General features: G+C 74.7%; 12 protein-coding genes and 1 riboswitch. Of the genes, 6 read left to right on the top strand and 6 right to left on the bottom strand.

The window, feature by feature from the left end:
* Window positions 1–127 precede the first annotated feature (127 nt).
* The gene (locus BLS21_RS12460; RefSeq protein ID WP_091218574.1) at window positions 128–949 is read right to left on the bottom strand and encodes an HAD family hydrolase; all 822 of its coding nucleotides are present in this window, start codon (window positions 947–949) and stop codon (window positions 128–130) included.
* Window positions 950–1,009: 60 nt separating this feature from the next.
* Window positions 1,010–1,140, top strand: a riboswitch (SAM riboswitch).
* A 12-nt stretch (window positions 1,141–1,152) separates the two neighbouring features.
* Here BLS21_RS12460 and thrC point away from each other — a divergent pair.
* From thrC to groL, 4 genes are all read left to right on the top strand, one after another.
* Window positions 1,153–2,454, top strand: coding sequence for a threonine synthase (gene thrC / locus BLS21_RS12455; RefSeq protein ID WP_217636111.1), 1,302 nt, complete (start codon window positions 1,153–1,155; stop codon window positions 2,452–2,454).
* A gap of 205 nt (window positions 2,455–2,659) precedes the next feature.
* Entirely contained in the window at window positions 2,660–2,860 is a 201-nt protein-coding gene (locus tag BLS21_RS12450) for a cold-shock protein (RefSeq protein WP_091218572.1), read from the top strand.
* Window positions 2,861–3,134: 274 nt separating this feature from the next.
* On the top strand, window positions 3,135–4,013 hold the full coding sequence (locus tag BLS21_RS12445; RefSeq protein WP_091219150.1) for an SDR family NAD(P)-dependent oxidoreductase: 879 nt from the start codon (window positions 3,135–3,137) through the stop codon (window positions 4,011–4,013).
* A 233-nt stretch (window positions 4,014–4,246) separates the two neighbouring features.
* Window positions 4,247–5,875: a chaperonin GroEL gene (gene groL, locus BLS21_RS12440; RefSeq protein WP_091218570.1), complete on the top strand. Its 1,629-nt coding sequence runs from the start codon at window positions 4,247–4,249 to the stop codon at window positions 5,873–5,875.
* 219 nt (window positions 5,876–6,094) lie between these two features.
* On the opposite strand, the gene BLS21_RS12435 is transcribed toward groL, so the two are convergent.
* Both BLS21_RS12435 and BLS21_RS12430 read right to left on the bottom strand, forming a co-directional pair.
* Window positions 6,095–7,501 (bottom strand): glucose-6-phosphate dehydrogenase, encoded by a 1,407-nt coding sequence (locus BLS21_RS12435; RefSeq protein WP_091218568.1) that lies wholly within the window; start codon window positions 7,499–7,501, stop codon window positions 6,095–6,097.
* Window positions 7,502–7,633: 132 nt separating this feature from the next.
* Window positions 7,634–9,415, bottom strand: coding sequence for a fibronectin type III domain-containing protein (locus BLS21_RS12430; RefSeq protein WP_091218566.1), 1,782 nt, complete (start codon window positions 9,413–9,415; stop codon window positions 7,634–7,636).
* A gap of 314 nt (window positions 9,416–9,729) precedes the next feature.
* On the opposite strand from BLS21_RS12430, the gene BLS21_RS12425 reads away from it, so the two are divergent.
* Window positions 9,730–10,536, top strand: a complete 807-nt coding sequence (locus BLS21_RS12425; RefSeq protein ID WP_091218559.1) for a DUF72 domain-containing protein — start codon at window positions 9,730–9,732, stop codon at window positions 10,534–10,536.
* Between the two features lie 377 nt (window positions 10,537–10,913).
* On the opposite strand, the gene BLS21_RS12420 is transcribed toward BLS21_RS12425, so the two are convergent.
* Window positions 10,914–11,912, bottom strand: a complete 999-nt coding sequence (locus tag BLS21_RS12420) for a Gfo/Idh/MocA family protein (RefSeq protein ID WP_091218557.1) — start codon at window positions 11,910–11,912, stop codon at window positions 10,914–10,916.
* Between the two features lie 35 nt (window positions 11,913–11,947).
* Between BLS21_RS12420 and BLS21_RS12415 the strand changes: the two genes are divergently transcribed.
* Window positions 11,948–12,271 carry a DUF4031 domain-containing protein gene (locus BLS21_RS12415; RefSeq protein ID WP_091218554.1) on the top strand — a complete coding sequence of 108 codons (324 nt, stop codon included), beginning with the start codon at window positions 11,948–11,950 and terminating at the stop codon, window positions 12,269–12,271.
* On the opposite strand, the gene BLS21_RS12410 is transcribed toward BLS21_RS12415, so the two are convergent.
* Window positions 12,195–12,869: an HD domain-containing protein gene (locus tag BLS21_RS12410; RefSeq protein ID WP_091218551.1), complete on the bottom strand. Its 675-nt coding sequence runs from the start codon at window positions 12,867–12,869 to the stop codon at window positions 12,195–12,197. The two genes, BLS21_RS12415 and BLS21_RS12410, sit on opposite strands and share 77 nt — an antisense overlap.
* Window positions 12,866–14,137, bottom strand: coding sequence for an ArgE/DapE family deacylase (locus BLS21_RS12405; RefSeq protein WP_091218549.1), 1,272 nt, complete (start codon window positions 14,135–14,137; stop codon window positions 12,866–12,868). Before BLS21_RS12405 ends, BLS21_RS12410 begins: the two co-directional genes overlap by 4 nt.
* Window positions 14,138–14,159: the final 22 nt, after the last annotated feature.

Raw genomic sequence — 14,159 nt, 5'->3', positions numbered from 1 at the left:
GGTCAGCAGCCCTGCGAGGGCGGGACGTGGGGACGGGCCCGGAGGGTCCTCCCCGCATTCGCGCGCGGCGGCTCCGCGCAGCAGGGGGACGGCGATCGGCCGCGGTGCGATCCGGAGGATCGCAGTGTCACAGCGACGCGCGGACGGCCTGGGCCCAGCCCTCGCCCATCGGGGCGTCGGTCACCGACACGTTGGGGACGGCGGCCAGCAGGTCGGCCATGCCGTCGACGGTGGCCCCGTTCGCGGTGATCCACAGCCGGCCGACCGCGGGCGCCATCTCCAGGTCGCTGACGCTGTCGCCGATGGCCACCGCCTCGGCCGGGGTCAGCCCGCGCCGCTCGAGGTCCCAGGCGATCGCCGCGCCCTTGGTGATCCCGCGCGGCATCAGGTGGTAGACCCGCGCCGGCACCTCGGCGGGTGCCAGCGTCGTGCGGGCCGTCCGCGGCAGCGCCCCGTTGTCCTTGAGGGTCAGCCAGCCCAGCCCCCGCTCGGCGAGCCAGGCGTCCACCGCCAGCGGGTCGAGGCGGCCGCGCAGCAGGGCGTCGGTCTGGTGGGTGGCGTGCCACGGCGCGTGCCACTCGACCTGCCCGGGGTACTGGGCGACCAGGGCGTCGACCACCCCGAGCTCGGCCATCACCGCCGTCGGCGTGCGCCCCGCGTGCTCCGCGGGCAGCGCGCCGATCAGCCGGTGGGTCTGCCGGGCGGCGTCCCAGCTGATCGTGGCGCCCAGCTCCGCGATGGCGCCGTCGGCGGCGAAGATCCGCGCCGCCTCCACCACCTGCTCGAAGGTGCGGCCGCTGACCAGCACGAGCGCCACGCCGGCGCGGTGCAGCTCCAGCAGGGTGGCCGCCGGCTCGGCGGTCAGCTCACGTCCCTCGGTGTGCCAGAAGGAACCGCGCGGGCCGACCATCGTGCCGTCGAGGTCGGTGTAGACGACGCGCGTGCTCACCAGCCCATCCTGGCCCGGCCCACTGCGACGCCCACGACGTGGGTAGAGTCCTGGGCGTTCCACTCATCCAGAGGGGCAGAGGGACACGGCCCGACGAAGCCCCGGCAACCGCCGCACCGCGCGTCCGCGCAGCGGAAGGGTGCCAATTCCGTCCCGCGCGGCTCGACGGCCCGACGCGGGGAAGATGAGGAGGTAGTCGTCGCATGACCCTGACCGCTCCCGGTTCTCTGCAGGCCGACTCCAGCGCGGGCGGCCCCGTCCCGCCGTCCCCGGCCCGCGGGCTCGTCTGCCGCAACTGCGGTGCCACCTTCGGCCTGATCGCCGAGCACGCCTGCGCCGAGTGCTTCGGCCCGCTGGAGGTCGACTACGACCCCGAGCTGATGCGGGCGGTCACCCGCGAGCAGATCGAGGCCGGCCCGCAGAACATCTGGCGCTACGCCGCGCTGCTCCCGGTGGGCCAGGACCCGGCCGACCGCGTCACCCTCGACCCGGGCATGACCCCGCTGGTGCGCGCCGACCGGCTGGCCGCCGAGCTGGGCCTCACGGGCGGGCTGTGGGTCAAGGACGACTCGGCCAACCCCACCCACTCCTTCAAGGACCGCGTGGTCAGCCTGGCCGCCACCGCCGCCAAGCGGCTGGGCTACGCGAAGATCGCCGCCGCCTCGACCGGCAACCTGGCCAACTCGGTGGCCGCGCACGCCGCCCGCGTCGGCCTGCCCTCCTTCGTCTTCATCCCATCGGACCTCGAGCCGGGCAAGGTCGTGCAGTCGGCGATCTACGGGCAGACGCTGGTCGCCGTCGACGGCTCCTACGACGACGTCAACCGGCTGACCAGCGAGCTCGCCGAGACCGACGAGTTCGAGGACACCGCCTTCGTCAACCAGAACGTGCGGCCCTACTACGCCGAGGGCTCCAAGACGATGGGCTACGAGATCGCCGAGCAGCTCGGCTGGCGGATCCCGGCCCAGGTCGTCATCCCGATGGCGTCGGGCTCGCTGCTCACCAAGGTGGACAAGGCGTTCCGGGAGCTGACCGCGGCCGGCATCGTCGAGGCCACCGAGTGGACGATCTTCGGCGCCCAGTCCGCCGGCTGCGACCCCATCGCCACCGCCTTCGACAACGGCTGGGACGTCGTCAAGCCGGTCAAGCCGACCGGGATCGCCAAGTCGCTGAACATCGGCAACCCCGCCGACGGCCCCTACGCCCTCGACGCCATCCGGCGCACCGGCGGCGCCGTCGGCCGGGTGGACGACGCCCGGATCGTGCAGGGCATCCGCGACCTGGCCCGCACCACCGGCGTCTTCGCCGAGACGGCGGGCGGCGTCACCACCGCGGTGCTGCGCCAGCTGGTCGAGGACGGCCGGCTGGACCCGGCGAAGGAGACCGTCATCCTCAACACCGGCGAGGGGCTGAAGACCCTCGACCCCCTGGAGCCGGTCGTCGGGCCGACCCACCAGGTGGCGCCGTCCCTGTCCTCGGTCCGGGGCGCGGGGCTCATCGGCTGACCCGCCGGGGTGATCCCGGGTCGCGGGGGCAGTCGTCCCCCTCGATCTGGGGTCCCGGGTGCGTGAGCCTGCTCTCACCACGCGTTTTGTGCTGTACGTTCTCCCGCGGTTCGGTTCCACGTTCGTGATCTGCGGGCGGAAGAGCTCGACCCGGCCTCCCTGGTCGGTGGGGGGTCGTCCGCAGGCACGAAACGTGGGAGCGCACGTGGCACAGGGCACCGTGAAGTGGTTCAACGCCGAGAAGGGCTTCGGCTTCATCGCCGTCGACGGCGGCCAGGACGTCTTCGTCCACTACTCGGCCATCCAGATGGACGGCTACAAGAGCCTCGACGAGGGCCAGCGGGTCACCTTCGAGGTCGTCCAGGGCGAGAAGGGTCCGCAGGCCGACGCCGTCCGCGTCGCCTGAGCTCGCGAAGGCGAGCACCCGGCACAGCGCCTGAGAACCACCTCAGCACGACCACCGAGGCCCGGCTCCCCGAGAGGGGGCCGGGCCTCGGTGCTGTGCTGACTGTCGTCCTCCGGACGACCGCGGCCAGGTGCCGTCCCCCTGTCGCGTGGAGCCCGTCCCCCGCGCTGCGAGCCGGTGCCGCAGCCGTGGGCGGGGGTGTGGTCCCGCGCTCGCGACCGCGGGACGCTGCCCCCGGGAGGCGCGGTCGGCGCCGGGGGACGAGGGGGTGGCCATGTCGCGCGTCGCGATCGTCACGGGTGGTGCATCCGGGATCGGACGAGCCCTGGGGACGGCGCTGGTGCGCCGCGGGGACCGGGTGGTCCTCGCCGACGTCGACGGCGCGGCGGCCGAGGAGGCCGCAGAACGGCTGCGCGCCACCGGACCCGGCACGGCGACGGCTGCCGTCGTCGACGTGCGCGAGGCGGACGCGGTCGCCTCGCTCGTCACCAGCACGGCGGAGCGGCACGGCCGGCTGGACCTGCTGTTCAACAACGCCGGCATCGGGATCGGCGGGCCGGTGGAGGAGCTGAGCCCGGCGCACTGGGACCGGGCCGTCGACGTCAACCTGCGCGGAGTGGTCCACGGGGTGCAGGCCGCCTACCCCCTGATGCTGCGGCAGGGACACGGTCACATCGTCAACACCGCGTCGCTGGCCGGCCTCCTGCCGGGACCGGGCATGGCCCCCTACGCGACGACGAAGTGGGCGGTGGTCGGGCTGTCCCTCAGCCTGCGCGGCGAGGCCGCGCGGCGGGGGGTCCGGGTAAGCGTGGTCTGCCCCGGGGGCGTCGACACCCCGATCCTCGACAAGGGGATGCCGGCGGACCTGCCGCGCGTGCCGACCGCCGAGCTGACCGACGCGCGCGCGGCGATCACCCGGGTGAGCGGGGGCCGGCTCTACGGCGCCGACGCGCTGGCCGCCGACGTGCTGCGGGGCGTCGACCGCAACCGGGCGGTCATCGTGGCCCCGCGGCACGCGCGGGTGATGTGGCGGCTCATGCGCCTCTCACCGGGGCTCGTGCTGCGGCTCCAGACGACGATCGCGACCCGGGGGCGTGAACCGGCCGGTGCCCGGCCGACGGCCCCGGTCGCGGCGGAGGTCTCCCGGCGCTGACGGGTCCCGTGGGGGGCGGACCTGTGGGAACAGCAGGCGGCGGCCCCCCGTTCTTGCACTCGGCAGGGGCGAGTGCCAGACTCGGGTTGGCACTCGACAGTGCCGAGTGCCAATCAGGTCGGAACGGTGAGGCACTGGTGTGCGGGCCGACGGAGTGCCCGCCCCGCCGGTGTCGTCCGTCGCGGGCGCCGGTCCCGGCCGTGCAGCGATCCATGCATGGAGGACATCACCACATGGCCAAGATGATCGCCTTCGAGGAAGAGGCGCGCCGCGGCCTCGAGCGGGGCATGAACACCCTCGCCGACGCCGTCAAGGTGACCCTCGGCCCGAAGGGCCGCAACGTCGTCCTCGAGAAGAAGTGGGGCGCCCCCACCATCACCAACGATGGTGTGAGCATCGCCAAGGAGATCGAGCTCGAGGACCCGTGGGAGAAGATCGGCGCCGAGCTCGTCAAGGAGGTCGCGAAGAAGACCGACGACGTCGCGGGTGACGGCACCACCACCGCCACCGTGCTCGCCCAGGCGCTCGTCCGCGAGGGTCTGCGCAACGTCGCCGCCGGCGCCAACCCGATGGCCCTGAAGAAGGGCATCGAGAAGGCCGTCGAGTCGGTCACCGAGTACCTCCTCTCGACCGCCAAGGACGTCGAGACCAAGGAGCAGATCGCCGCCACCGCGTCGATCTCCGCCGCCGACACCGCCATCGGTGAGCTCATCGCCGAGGCGATGGACAAGGTCGGCAAGGAAGGCGTCATCACCGTCGAGGAGAGCAACACCTTCGGCCTCGAGCTCGAGCTCACTGAGGGCATGCGCTTCGACAAGGGCTACATCTCGCCCTACTTCGTCACCGACGCCGAGCGCATGGAGGCCGTCCTCGACGACCCGTACGTGCTCGTCGTCAACTCCAAGATCAGCTCGGTCAAGGACCTGCTCCCGCTGCTGGAGAAGGTCATGCAGTCGGGCAAGCCGCTGGCCATCATCGCCGAGGACGTCGAGGGCGAGGCCCTGGCGACCCTGGTCGTGAACAAGATCCGTGGCACCTTCAAGTCGGTCGCCGTCAAGGCCCCCGGCTTCGGTGACCGCCGCAAGGCCATGCTCGCCGACATCGCCATCCTCACCGGTGGCCAGGTCATCAGCGAGGAGGTCGGCCTCAAGCTCGACACCGCCGACGTCTCCCTGCTGGGCCGCGCCCGCAAGGTCGTCGTCACCAAGGACGAGACGACGATCGTCGAGGGCGCCGGTGACAGCGACCAGATCGCCGGCCGGGTGAACCAGATCCGCGCCGAGATCGAGAAGTCGGACTCCGACTACGACCGCGAGAAGCTGCAGGAGCGCCTGGCCAAGCTGGCCGGTGGCGTCGCCGTCATCAAGGCCGGCGCCGCGACCGAGGTCGAGCTCAAGGAGCGCAAGCACCGCATCGAGGACGCCGTCCGCAACGCGAAGGCCGCCGTCGAGGAGGGCATCGTCGCCGGTGGTGGCGTCGCCCTGGCGCAGGCCACCACCGTCGCGTTCGAGAAGCTCGACCTCGAGGGTGACGAGGCGACCGGTGCCAACATCGTGCGCGTCGCGCTCGAGGCGCCGCTGAAGCAGATCGCCGTCAACGCCGGCCTCGAGGGCGGCGTCGTGGCGGAGAAGGTGCGCAACTCGGAGACCGGTCAGGGCCTCAACGCCGCGACCGGCGAGTACGTGGACCTCGTCGCCAGCGGGATCATCGACCCCGCCAAGGTGACCCGCTCGGCGCTGCAGAACGCCGCCTCCATCGCGGCGCTCTTCCTCACCACCGAGGCCGTCATCGCCGACAAGCCGGAGAAGGCCGCCCCGGCCATGCCGGGCGCCGACGGCGGCATGGGCGGCATGGACTTCTGAGTCCCGCCCGCCCCTCGCGCTGAGGGGCACCGCACCACCAGCACTGCCCGGCAGGGGCGGTCCCGCAGTCGCGGGGCCGCCCCTGTCGGCGTTCTGCGGCTCCCGGACGGCGGCCACCCTTCAGGGGCCGCCGGCCCCCTTGCAGGGTCCCGCCGCGAGCTTGCGAGTGGGGGGCAAGGGGGTCCTCTTCCGAGGCGTGGGGGGAAGGGTGGCCCTTCTTCAGCGGCGTCCGTCGCCCAGCAGCCAGCCGCAGGGCTCGGCCAGCGCCTCGGCCTCCTCCGGGCCCCAGGAGCCCGGCGCGTAGCGGTGCACCTGCGGAGGGCGCTGCTGCAGCGGGGCGAACGCCCGCCACGCGTGCGCCAGGCCGTCGCTGCTGGTGAACAGCGACCGGTCGCCGACGAGCACGTCGTGCAGCAGGGACACGTAGGGCGGCAGCGGCGTCCCCCCGGGGACGTCGGCCAGCTGCAGCGTGGCCGTCGCCGTGGCGAGGGAGAGGTCGGGGCCGGGTTCCTTGGCGACGACCTGCAGGTCCACCGCGCCCGACCCCGACAGCGACAGGGACAGCACGTTGCCGTGGCCGGGGACGTCGGTGACCGGCCCGTCGGGACGGCGCAGCAGCAGGCTCACCCGCTGCTCGCTGGCCGCCATGCGCTTGCCGGTCCGCAGCACGAACGGGACGCCGTGCCAGCGGTCGGTGTCGACCCACAGCCGGGCGGCGACGTAGGTGTCGGTCCGCGAGCCGTCGGCGACGCCCTCGATGTCGGTGTAGCCGTCGAACTGGCCGAGCACGACCTCGTCGGGGTCCAGGGGCCGGAAGGCGGCGAGCACGCTCTCGCGGGCCTCCTGCAGGTCGGCGGGGCCGAAGCTGGCCGGCGGCTCCATCGCGACCTCGGCGGCGACCTGGAACAGGTGGGTGACCAGCATGTCGAGGGCGGCGCCGGTGGCGTCGTAGAACTCCGCGCGCTGGGCGACGTCGAGGTCCTCGGGGACGTCGACCTGCACCTGCGCCACGTGGTCGCGGTGCCACGCGTGCTGGAACAGGCCGTTGGCGAAGCGCAGCACGTGCAGGTCCTGGGTGCCCTCCTTGCCCAGGAAGTGGTCGATCCGGAAGACCTGGTCCTCGTCGAGCACGGAGTGCACCAGGTCGTCGAGCTCGCGGAAGCTCTCCGGCGAGGTGCCGTAGGGCTTCTCGTAGACGACGCGTGCGCCCTCGGTGAGCCCGTGCTGCCCCAGTGCCCGGGTCAGCTTCTCGAAGGCCGACGGCGGGACGGCCAGGTAGTGCACCAGCTGCGGGTCGCCACCCAGCTCCTCGCGCGCCTCGCCGAGGACGTCGAGCAGGCTGCCCGGGTCGGACTCCTCGAAGCCGCCGCCGGCGAAGCGCAGCCGCGCGGCGAACTGCTCCCACGGGCCCTGGTCGGGGTGCGGGCCGAACTCGGTGAGCGCGTCGTGCACCAGGTCGGCGAAGTCCACGTGCGAGACGTCGCCGCGGCCGTTGCCGACCAGCCGCCAGTCCTCCGGGAGCAGGCCGCGCTGGGCGAGTTCGAAGAAGGCCGGCAGCACCATCCGGCGGGACAGGTCACCGGTGGCGCCGAACAGCACGAAGACGGTCGGGGGGAGGTCGGTCACGCGGCTCGGTGTGCCCGCGCGGTGGCGCAGTCACGCGTGCGCACCGAGGACCCGCCCCCGCGAACGGGAACGGGCCCTCGGTGTGTCCGGGGTGTCAGGGCCCGGCCGCTGCCCTGACGTGTGCCGGCCGGATCAGCGCGACCGCGTCAGAGCGGCGACCGTGCTGGCCCCCGAGTCGGAGGTGACGTTGAACCGGTTGTTGGTCGGCAGGACCGGACCGTTGCGGAGGTCGACCGACCAGGTGCCGTCGGCCAGGACCGGGACGTTGAGCTGGATGACCTGACCGCTGCCCGCGACGTCGCCGACCCGCAGGTGCACCCGGTTGGCGGTGGTGTCCTGGGCGGTGCCGGAGATCCGGTACTCCCGCCGGTCGGCGCGGTACTGGGCCCGGCTGACGGTCACGACGTCGCCCGGCTTGACGACCGCGTTGACGCCCGTGGCCGTGGTGCTGCCGGTGCGCTGGTCACCGGCGAGGGCGAACACCTGGACGGTGTAGTCGACGCCGTTGGCCAGACCGGTGACCGTGCCCGAGGTGGCCGTGGCCAGGGCCTGCGCCGTCACCGGGGTGGCGGTGCTGCCGGCTGCCGGCGTGGCCATGATCTCGTAGCCGGTGACCGGGCTGGTGGCGTTGCCCGGCTGTGCCGCCGTCCACTCGGCCGTGACCGACTCGTGGCCGCCCAGGACGCGGGTGAGGGACGGAGCCGTCGGCGGCGCCGCGACCGGCTCGGTCGGGGTCTCGCCGGTGCCGCCACCCCCGGTGCCGTCACCCGTGCCGCCCGTGCCGCCCGTGCCGCCACCGGTGGTGTCGGGGTTGGTCGGGTCGGTCGCCGGGGTGATGCTGCCGTCGGCGTTGAGCGTGCCCAGCTGCACCACGGGGCTCCACTGGCCGTTGGTGGCCTCGAGGATGAGCCCGTAGGCCTGCTCGGCGACCAGGCCGTGGATGGTCGCCGAGTTCTCGCCGGGGTTGGCGCCCTGGCGGACGGCGATCTCCTGCCCGGTGACCCCGTCGACGACGGCCACCCGGTACTGGGTGACCGGGTTGGCGTCCACCGGCTGGGCCGGGGTCGTCCAGTTCAGCGTGACGTCCGTGCCGCTCCGGGTCGCCGTGACGCTCGTGGGAGGCACCGGGGCCTGCGAAGCCGGACCGGCCGGGCAGCCACCGAAGCCGGGGCCGTCGGTCTCGCCGAACTCGTACAGCGAGTTGCCGAGAGCCAGCTCGCCCGAGTCCTGCATCCAGGAGGTCACCACGTGCTCGCCGTCGAGGACCCGCTCGGCGTCGGCGGCGGAGTACATGCCGAAGGTGACCGAGAAGGCGCCGTCCGCGGCGGTGCCCGTGACCTCGTACCCCGGGCCGCCGTTGGGCTCGGCCGGGTCGACGACCGGCGTCCAGCCGATCGCCCGCTCGCCGATGAGGGTGGGCGGCGTGCTCGGGTCGGGACGGCGCATCTCCGGGTTGACCACCTCGACGACGAAGCGCGAGAGGTCGAAGCGGGTGCCGAAGTCGTCGCCGTAGGTGCCGCTGATGGTGACCGTGCCCTCGACGTCGCCGTCCGCCGCCGTCGCGGCGAAGTCGCTGTGGGTGACGCTGGTGATCTTCGCCGAGCTGACGTAGGCGCCGTCGGTGAAGGCGGTCTCGCTGAAGCGCACCTCGACGAGGTCGCCGCCCTGGATGTTGGGCGTCACGCCGGTCCAGCAGGAGCCACCCGGGTGGTTGAACTCCAGGAAGCCGGTCGCGTCGACGACGCCCTCACCGATCCCGATCTGCTGCCCGTTGCGCGAGACGGTGACGGTCGCCGTCTCGCCGGCCTGGTCGGTGTAGCCCTCGAGGGCCACCATGTCGCGCTTGGGGAAGACCTCGATGTTGCCGGGGCCCAGAGGCGGGTTCCCGGCCTGGGCCATGGTCGCGAAGGTCACCAGGCTCCCGGTGGCCGTCAGGGCCGCCAGACCGCCGGCGATCAGTCGCCTGGAGGATCGGGACGTTCGCGACGCGGGGGGAACCACAGCCTTGTGCGCACCCCCGCGACCGCCGTGCTGGGTCGGTCGTGTCCTGGTCATCGCCTACTCCGCAGTCGCGCCGGACCCCACACCACCGTGGGCCGGTCTCGTGGGGGTCACGGTCGTCCTGCGGCGGCGCGCCCGGCAGCCGAGCGGAGGGGGAGCGGATCCCCCCAATCCGAGGGGCGCGGCCGATCCGCGTCGGCGGCGGCCGGGGCGGGTAGGCGGCTGCCGTGGCGGTGCTCATCGGGACGTCGGGCTGGCAGTACCGCGACTGGCGCGGCCGCTTCTACCCGCCGGGACTGCCGCAGCGGCTGTGGCTGGAGCACCATGCGGAGCACTTCGCCACCGTCGAGAGCAACAACGCCTTCTACCGGCTGCCCGAGCGGACCACCTTCGAGGCCTGGCGGGAGCGCACACCCGCCGACTACCGGTGGGCGGTCAAGGCCAGCCGGTTCCTCACCCACGTCAAGCGGTTGCGCGACCCCGGGGAGCCGGTCGCCCGGCTGGTGGACCGGATGGCCGGCCTCGGCGACCGGCTCGACGCCGTCCTGCTGCAGCTGCCGCCCACGCTGAAGGCCGACCCGGACCTGCTGCGCGAGTGCCTCGCGCAGTTCCCGGCCGGCGTCCGCGTCGCCGTCGAGCCGCGGCACGACTCCTGGTGGACCGACGAGGTCCGCGCGCTGCTCGAGCGCTACGGCGCGGCGCTGTGCTGGGCCGACCGGGCCGAGCAGCCGGTCGCGCCGCTGTGGCGCACCGCCGACTGGGGGTACCTGCGCCTGCACACCGGGGCCGAGGGCTGGGCCTACCGCCCGGAGACGCTGCAGGCGTGGGCCGAGCGGCTGTCGGAGACCCACGGCGACTCCGACGTCCTCGTGTACTTCAACAACGACCCCGGGGGTGCGGCCGTCACCGACGCCGTGGTCTTCGCCGAGGCGGTGCGCCGCGCGGGCCGGACGCCGACCCGCGTGCCCACCGCCGACCAGGCCAGCGGCCGGGCCTGGGCGCCCCCGGAGACGTCGCAGCCCGGGACGCCGTGACACCGTCGTCCCACCGGACGACACCCGTCGTCGGAGCTGCGCTCCGTCTCGCGCTCGGCGGCCTCGCGGGCCTGCTCCTCGGCGTCGCGGGCGGCCTCGCGGGCCTGCCGCTCCGGGGTGGCGGAGTCGTCGGTCCCCGTGGCGTCGTCCGCGGAGTCCGGCAGGTCCAACGGGGACACGACCCCGACGGCGCCGGCGACGCCCGGACCGGCCACGGCCCGCTGACGGTGGAGGCGGCGGCGACCTCGGCGGTGAGCGCACCGAGGGCTCCGACGACGAACACGCTGGACTCCGGACGGATCGGGGGCGACCGGGCGGTCGGTGTGACCGTCGGCAAACCCGGCGGCGGCTCGAGGCGGACCCCCGTCCGGGTGGCGTCACGCGAGCACGTGCCGGTCCTCCCGGAACGCCACGCCGAGCTGGTCGGCGGCCCGGCCGAGAACCGACTGGACGGCGAGGGTGTCGGCCAGCGGCATCACGGCGCTCTCGGTCCGCCCGGCCCGCAGGCACTCGGTCACCTCGGCGAACTCGTGGCTGTAGCCGGTGCCCGTCGGCGGCAGCGTGATCTCCTCCGGATCGGCGCCGGCGCGGTGCAGCACGATGGTGCGCGGGTGGTGGAAGCGGGGCAGGACGTCGATCCAGCCGGCGGTGCCGAACACCCGCGCCTGCCCGGGCGTCGGGTACCGCAGCGAGGCCGTCAGCGTGGCCGACCGGCCGTCGGCGTACCCCAGCAGCAGCGCGGCCTCGGCGTCGACGCCGGTGGGGAACAGCGACCCGGTCGCGGTGACGGTGTCCGGGTCGCCGAGCACCATCTGCGCGAACGAGACGACGTAGACGCCGACGTCGAGCAGCGCGCCGCCGCCGAGGTCGTGGGCGAACAGCCGGTCGGCGGGGTCGTACTCGCGGGCCACGCCGAGGTCGGCCTGCACCGAGCGGACCTCGCCGATCGCGCCGTCGGCCACCAGCTCCCGCAGCCGGACGACGACCGGCTGGAACCGCGTCCACATCGCCTCCATGACGAAGACCCCGCGCTCCCGGGCCCGCTCGACCACCTCGCGCGCGCCCTCGGTCGTGGCCGTGAAGGTCTTCTCGACCAGCAGCGCCTTGCCCGCGTCGATCGCGGCGAGGGCGACCGCGTGGTGCTGGGGGTGCGGCGTGGCCACGTACAGCACGTCGACGTCCGGGTCGGCCAGGACGTCGGCGTAGGAGCCGTGCGCCCGCTCGAGCCCGTGCCGCTCGGCGAACGCCGCCGCGCGCTGTGCCGACCGGGAGGCGACCGCGACCGGCCGGGCGCCGGGCACGTGCGCGAAGTCCGCCATCACGTTCTCGGCGATGCGGCCCGGTCCGACGACGCCCCAGCGGATCTGCTCGCTCACCGGCAGAACGCTAGTGCCGCGGGCAGACTGTCGCCGTGGCGGTGCTGATCGACCCCCCGGTGTGGCCGTGGCGCGGGCGGCGCTGGTCGCACCTGGTCAGCGACGTCTCCTACGAGGAGCTGCACGCCTTCGTCGCCACGGAGCTGGGCATCCCGCGGCGGGCGTTCCAGGGCGACCACTACGACGTCCCCGACGAGCTCTACGAGGTGGCGGTGGCCGCCGGCGCCGAGCCGGTCGGCGGGCGCGAGCTGCTCGCCCGGCTGATGGGGGCGGGGCTGCGGCTCAAGAAGACGCGGGGGGTCCGTGCCGCTGGGGCGGCCCCTGCGACCCAGGAGAGGCGCGGCGCTGTAGCAGGCTGAGCTCGGCGGCGAGGTTGGCCCGCGCCCGCGGCGTCCACTCGGCGGCGACGGCCGGCAGCCGGTACAGCGCCGGCAGCGCCAGCAGGTGCTCGAGGACGGCGGTGCGACCGGCGGTGAACTCGGCGTCGGAGAGGTGCCCGTACTCCTCGCGCACCGCGGAGGCGTACGCGGCGTAGGCCTCGGGCGGTCCGGCGAGCACCGCGAGGTCGGCGTCGCAGAGGACCGCGCCGTTCGCGTCGTCCGGAGCCGGGGCGTGCCCGGCGGTGAGCAGCACCAGCCGGGCCACCTCCTCGACCCGCTCCGGCGGCACCAGCCCGCGCAGGCCGGCGCGCGCCCGCTCGGCGCTGACCTGTTCGTTGTCGCCGCGACGGGGGTCGTAGACCACGTCGTGGTACCAGGCGGCCAGCCGCACCGCGTCGGGGTCGGTCGCGGCGGCGGCCAGCTCCCCGACCAGCCCGAGGACGGCGGCCAGGTGCCGGAGGTCGTGGTACCGGCGGTGCGGCTCACCCCACGCGGCGACGACGGCCGCCCACTCGGTGCGGGAGGTGGGGGAGTCCCCGGCCAGCCGCGCCCACGCCTCGAACCCGACGAGCGTCATGCCACCCCGCAGGTGCGCAGGGTCAGCAGCGCGAACGCCCGTGCCGCGGTGACCAGCTCGTCGACCGGCACGCGCTCCAGCGGACCGTGCGCCAGGTGCAGGTCACCGGGGCCGTAGTGCAGCGTCGGCACCCCGGCCGCGGCGTAGAGCCGCAGGTCGCTGCCGGCCGGGATGGCCCGTTCGGGCGGCACCCCGGCGCCGGTGTCGGCGACCGCGCGCTGGACGGCGGGCAGCAGCGGGTGCCCGTGCGGCAGCGAGCCGCTGGCGAAGGCGCCACCGGTCCACGTCAGGCGCACCGGGTGCCCGGCCAGCCAGGGATCGGCGGCGCACAGCTCGGCCAGCCGTGCCTCGAGGGCGGCCCGCGCCGCGGCGACGTCCTCGCCGAGCCGGACGCCGTAGCGGCCGTCGGCGACCAGCCGGTCGGGCACCGAGCTGGCCCAGTCCCCGGCCCGCACCCGCCCGATGTTGATGCCGTACGGGTAGGGGGCGTCGCCGAAGCGCGGGTCGGCGCCCTGCTGCCGCTCGGCCTCGAACGCGCACAGCCCGGCGTGCACCTCGGCGAACTTCTCGACCGCGCTCACCCCGCGGTCGCGGTGGGCGGCGTGTGCGGCGTGCCCGGGGACCTCGAGCCGGAAGGTGAGCGCACCGGCGTTGGCGGTGACCACGGCGCCGGCGGTCGGCTCGGGGATGACGCACACCTCGCCGCGGTGCCCGCGCCGCAGGGTCGCCCAGGCGCCGAGCCCGCCGTCCTCCTCGCCGACGACGGCGTGCACCGCGACCGGTCGGGCCAGCCGCACCCCCGCCGTCCGGACGGCGGCCAGCGCGGCGAGCGCGGCCACCACGCCGGCCTTCATGTCGCAGGAGCCGCGGCCGTGCACCGCGCCGTCGGCGACGCGCGGGTCGAACGGGTCGCCGGGCCACAGCGCGCGGTCCCCGGGCGGGACGACGTCGGTGTGGCCGGAGAAGACCAGCGCCGGCGTCCCGTCCTCGGCCGCCGGCGCCGTGCCGACCACGCCCCACGCCTCGCTGCGCTCGACCTCCTGGCCGGGCGCGTCCGGTTCCGTCGCTGCCGCGGCGAGGTCGATCGGCCAGCGGTCGACGGCGCAGCCGAGCTCCTCCAGCCGGTCACCGACCAGGTGCTGCACCTCGCACTCCGCCGGGGTGCCGCCGACCGAGGGGACGGCCACCAGCTCCTGCAGCCGGGAGACCGCCCAGGCCTCGTCGACGGCGGCCAGCACGCGCGCCTCGGCGTCGGTCAGGTCGGCCACGGGCGGAGTGTGGCACGCGGTC

The sequence above is a fragment of the Geodermatophilus siccatus genome (assembly GCF_900103785.1).
GTDB classification, from domain to species: domain Bacteria; phylum Actinomycetota; class Actinomycetes; order Mycobacteriales; family Geodermatophilaceae; genus Geodermatophilus; species Geodermatophilus siccatus.
This window is presented reverse-complemented; position numbering and strand designations above follow the sequence as displayed.

Bases quoted from the DNA above. Each gene is read 5' to 3' on its own strand.
- thrC (WP_217636111.1), top strand. From the start codon at position 1,153: ATGACCCTGACCGCTCCCGGTTCTCTGCAGGCCGACTCCAGCGCGGGC.
- BLS21_RS12445 (WP_091219150.1), top strand. From the start codon at position 3,135: ATGTCGCGCGTCGCGATCGTCACGGGTGGTGCATCCGGGATCGGACGA.
- groL (WP_091218570.1), top strand. From the start codon at position 4,247: ATGGCCAAGATGATCGCCTTCGAGGAAGAGGCGCGCCGCGGCCTCGAG.
- BLS21_RS12410 (WP_091218551.1), bottom strand. From the start codon at position 12,869: ATGACGCTCGTCGGGTTCGAGGCGTGGGCGCGGCTGGCCGGGGACTCC.